Here is a 4,870-nt window from a genome sequence, read left to right as displayed (position 1 = left end):
GGTAGAATGTCTACCAATGGTATTATTTGGTTTTGGCATAATTAAATTATACCATGCGAAGAACCCATCGGCCTTTTTAAGTCGATGGGTTCTTTGTTTTAGTTGCGTATTTTCTGTACAGCCCCGGCGTGCCGCTGATGCGGCACGAATATAGATGGGGAATTTACACAGACGAGTTTGAAAAAACCGTACAAGTCGAAACGTTCAAGCCCTCCCAGGCTTGGAAGGGTGGCGCCGAAGGCGACGGGTGGGTCGTACTACAGCTGCAAGTCGGAAATAAGACAAAAGGTATGCGGATAGGCTTCCCCTCGGGGAAGCTGGCCGCGAAGCGGACTGAAAGGGCAAGAGAGGAAATCCCAAGCGGCCGAATGCCGCAAATGGTCAACCTTCCCTTAGATAGGGAAGGCGCCCCGCAGGGGCGGATGGGATGACTTATGTTTCCCCTGCACTATCCATTCATGTCGAAAATTAGGAAACCGGTAGGCATACTACAGGGCACCACCTTTCCAGGGGTGGAAAGGTGGCTGCGGAGCAGCCGGATAGGTCGACCAATTGTACAAGCCGAAAATGAGCCAAAAGGTAAACCCATCCCGGGGAGCTAGTCCCGCCGGACTGAAAAGGCAATGGAAATGGAATCACTGATGTCTTTCCTGCACGACCCATTCATGCCGCTTATGCGGATAAAGAAAAGCATGATACCGGTCACCACCTTTCCTGGGATGGAAAGGTGGCTGCAGAGCAGCCGGATAGGTTGTTAAACCATACCTGGCACAGATGAGACCGACTGACGAAACAATTCCCCGGCCCAGATGGGAGCCGAAGGCAAAATCAAAAAAGGCGCCTTCATAAATTTAAGGCGCCACCACCCCGACAGCCCCGAAATGACCCCCGAGACTCCCGATATCCCCGATTCAAAAGTCATCAAACCTGAATTTTCCCATACAAAAAAGGCCGCCATCAGGCGGCCACCTTCACGGATCACGGACCACGATCAGCACAAATGTCTCTATTCTCTCCGTCCCGCCTTGACTCTTTTCATCACTTCCCGCCCCAGTTCGTGATTGAGATAGGCATAGCAGTAAGCATTGAGGATAAAGACGAGTCCCACCATAATCATTCCGGAAGTGGTAAAAGCTGCTTTTCCGGGGTCCGGATCAAATCCGGCAATGGTGGAAAGCGGTTTCCAGAGCCATTGAATGAATGCTGTAAAACGGTCAATCGCTGCCGACAGGGCATCGGCAATTCCCAGGATATAAATGGAAACGGCGATTTTATAGGACATTTCCACGATATAAGCCAGAGCGGTGAGATGAATCGTTTTTGCCGCCGAAAGCTGATGGCGGAATCCATAGCCCAGAGCCAGTCCTAAAGCGGCTGCATAAAAAGCAGTCGTAATTCCCAGTTCCACACCCCCGATGATATTGACCAGGATAATTTCAGCAAGAGCCGTGAAAAATCCCCATTTCATCCCATGAAGGCTGCAGATAATCGCAATCGGGATCGCAGAAGTCAGCATGGTAATAAAAACCAGGAAAGGAGCCAGAAGTTTCAAAAGGACCAACAAAGCTGAAATCGCAGCAGCTGCCGCAGATTCCGTCATATATTTCGTTTTTCGCACAGATGGATTGATGGGCTCCACTATGTCTCCTTTCCAAAAGACGCCGCCAGGGCCTCTTTTTCCTTTTTCGGTAAATGTTTGACGTGCCACTCCAGAGACCTGGCCTCGTGCTCCGTGGCACATTCCTTATACCAGGCCAGTTTCACAGGCAGCCGGCTTCTCGTATACCGTCCGCCCTTCCCCGCATTGTGGGTTTCCACCCGCTTTTCCACGGAATCCACAGTGAATCCCCCATAGAGAGACCCATCGGCGCAGCGGAGCAGGTAGGTGAAATATTTCCTCTCAGAACCACTCATTGATCCAGTTCTTTTCCTTTGGAAGCATGGCCTTTCCCAAAGCCAGAGTCCGGCTCCTTCCGGCCTCATTTTTCGTAAGCCAGCGGGCCTTTTCCAGGCGGAGCAGGTCCGAAAGGTCCGCAGAACCCATGAAAAGCTGGGCCAGAGCCCCCGCACCGATGCAGAAAGCCGGTTCCGGAATGGCGCTTCCCATAGGGACGCCGGAAATATCCTCGATGTGCAGCTTCAGATCATAGAAAACATCGGTCTTCAGGGCGGAAATATGTCCATTTCCTGCGCGGAGCACATAAATCCCGCTGTTTTCAGGCAGGAACGAATCAGCCAGCTGGAAAGCGATTTCCCCCTCCACCCCTTCCGGGCAGGGAAGACCGTCAAAAGCAGTGACAGGATCCGTCAGGCGCCCCAGCATATAAGGGAAAGTCTTATTGGAAATATAAGTATGCTCAGCCCCGTCATTCCAGTACATCCAGGACATATCGTCGATCGGTTCATACCATACGCATGTATCCACGGAACCCCGATGACCCGCCATGTAGGCATAAAGCCCCCTGCGCCCCGATTCCCGGGCAAAAGCCATCTCCGTGGCAATCAGGGTCCGGTCATCAAAAGTATAGAAAAGATACCCCGAAGGTCCCCTTTCATCATAGACCAGGGCGATATACCCCTCCACCAGCTGCCCCTGAATATGGGATTTCCAGGAAACCTCATCGCGAAGAGTATACCCGTTTCTCCCATCCGTATAGGCATCATAAATGGAAGCGAGCTCCCGCCAGTCCTCCTCCGAAGAAATCGTCCGGCAGGAAAGAGCCTTCCGGGAAATCTTTGCCAGCTCCTCCGGAGATGCCCGCCTCTCCCACTGGTGACAGTAAAAACCGAAACCCATAGGAAGATAATAAGAAGCCGCCGAAGGCATAAGCGTCACAAAAGGCTTTCCTTCCGATGCCGCCATATGAAAAGCCCCCCGGAGAAGCTCGGAAGCAAACCCCTTCCCCCGGGCAGCCGGATGGGTGGCTACCCCTACAATGTAATCCACAGGGAGCCTTTCCCCCCGCACATTGATCGTATACGGCCGGCGATGAAGATCACAGGCAATCTGCCCCTTCTCCTCCCCTACCAGCACCGTCTCGGGAGAATATACATTTTCGAAATACCACTGAAAGAAAGGATCCGAAGGCTTCTCGAAACAATACCCCCAGAGGCCCTTGACCTCCCTCTCATCCGCTTCAGTCGCTTTACGGGTTAACATGGGTACTCCTTTTTTCTAACAAATTGGAAATAGGATTCATGCAAACATGGTGATCATCGTTCTTCGTGATTCGTTATTCGTTCTTCGTGAAGGATATGGTTCCCCTGCGGGAAACCAATCTTATATATGGGGCCGGCATTCTGACTGTATGCCGCCGCTCCTGCCGGGAAACGTTCCGACCTGTTCGTGCCCCCACCCCTTTGGGGAGCCCCCTTCTCGAAGGGGGCCCGCGTCTTACGGATAGAGACATTTATCCCGAGTCCGCTTCGTCATGAACCTCACATGTGCCATGCAGACTACGGAGCTAATGACATATCATTCCTTCGAAATAGCTCAAACCTCCCGCGGTCAGGCCCCCCGAAGTTCGGGGGGCTGCCCTCAAGGCGACTGGGGGGCTGTACGATCACACAAGTCGAAAATGAGAAAAAAGCCAGCCCCGTACCGCCCTGTTTCCAAAACTCCGCGGGCCATACAAATTTGATGCGCGCACCGCCCCGGGTCACGGACCACGATCACCGCTAATTGTGGAAGACCCGAAAACTCACTTTTTGAGGATCACATCAAACTTCTCCGTGAGATGGTCCGGATTATACCCCATCTTTGCTTCCCGAAGTCCCGGCACGCCGATATCTTCTTCTCTATTCACGAATTCCGTATCCGCAAACTCATGGATGAGGAAATCCCGGTTGATCGCCTGATAGAGCCCCCGGATATTCGGATTGGCCTTTTCGAAAATGATATGGGCCATTTTTTCATTGACCAGATCCCCATTGGTGAAAGCCTCCACCTTCCCGTAAATGCGGATAATGGCGCCCCGAACTCCCAGTTCGTCCCAGTGATCGAAGCAGAGCTTTATCGCTTCCTCCTCCTCATCGATATCCCCATGGCGTACGAACCAGTCATGAATCCCCTGCTTCGCATCCTCCATATTATCCTTCGTAATGGACTCATACTGATAATCCGAATACTGGCGGAGGAACGAATTCAGATGATTCTTCTTCATCCGGAGCTTCTTCCCCGGCAGATTGATCATATTCTTCGTCAGATACACATACTCCTCATTATCCCGGTCCTCGATGAAATCATATTTCCCCGGGCACAGCCGCTCAATCTGCTCCGTCACCCAGCGGGAAGCCGACTTCAGACGGAAATCGATGCCCATCTTGTCATACTCCGCCTGGATCAGATCCAGCCCATGCACGAAATCCTCCTCCCGCTTTGCGAAAGGCGGCAGGAAAAACGTATCCTTCCCTGATCCCGCCTTCACGAAAAGAATATCATCCACGATATCCCAGGTCGTCTGATGCGCCTTCTGCCAGAGGAAAAGCGTATTGAAAGTGCAGTCAATCTGCTCATAATGATGCACCCGGAAATAACTGTCAATCAAAGCCTTATCCTCGATACGAAACGGTTTGAAATCTATGATGGCCAACTCCTTTGCTGCCTGTTATATATACATATATAAGAAATATGAAATACAGGAATACGACACATTTAATTTTTTGAATGACTACTAATATTCTATCATAAGTGTGCAAGTACTGCAGTCAAATTGCGATAGTCAGTTCGCAGTTATCAGCAATATCATTAACTTAACAGCTGCTAAAGTGCTTCCAAATCGAAATTTCTCTATTGCGTTTAAAGGAAATAGGGCCTTATTCACCCTGTTCGGAGTAAATTTTAGTAGTTTTGACCGGTTTTTGAGGCACT

General features: G+C 51.0%; 4 protein-coding genes. All 4 read right to left on the bottom strand.

Annotation, left to right across the window (positions count from 1 at the left end; all coding sequences use genetic code 11):
* Positions 1-1,006 precede the first annotated feature (1,006 nt).
* Entirely contained in the window at positions 1,007-1,639 is a 633-nt protein-coding gene (locus tag VZT47_RS09345) for a DUF2232 domain-containing protein (RefSeq protein WP_330224699.1), read from the bottom strand.
* Positions 1,639-1,914: a GIY-YIG nuclease family protein gene (locus VZT47_RS09340; protein ID WP_330224698.1), complete on the bottom strand. Its 276-nt coding sequence runs from the start codon at positions 1,912-1,914 to the stop codon at positions 1,639-1,641. Before VZT47_RS09340 ends, VZT47_RS09345 begins: the two co-directional genes overlap by 1 nt.
* Positions 1,901-3,160 carry a GNAT family N-acetyltransferase gene (locus VZT47_RS09335; protein ID WP_330224697.1) on the bottom strand — a complete coding sequence of 420 codons (1,260 nt, stop codon included), beginning with the start codon at positions 3,158-3,160 and terminating at the stop codon, positions 1,901-1,903. Before VZT47_RS09335 ends, VZT47_RS09340 begins: the two co-directional genes overlap by 14 nt.
* A gap of 541 nt (positions 3,161-3,701) precedes the next feature.
* Entirely contained in the window at positions 3,702-4,547 is an 846-nt protein-coding gene (locus tag VZT47_RS09330; RefSeq protein WP_330224696.1) for a DUF2156 domain-containing protein, read from the bottom strand.
* Positions 4,548-4,870: the final 323 nt, after the last annotated feature.

The sequence above is a fragment of the Dialister sp. genome, from assembly GCF_036343215.1.
In the GTDB taxonomy this organism is placed as follows: Bacteria; Bacillota; Negativicutes; order Veillonellales; family Dialisteraceae; genus Dialister.
Note: the sequence above shows the minus strand (reverse complement) of the source record. Positions and strands in the feature narration are given on the sequence as shown.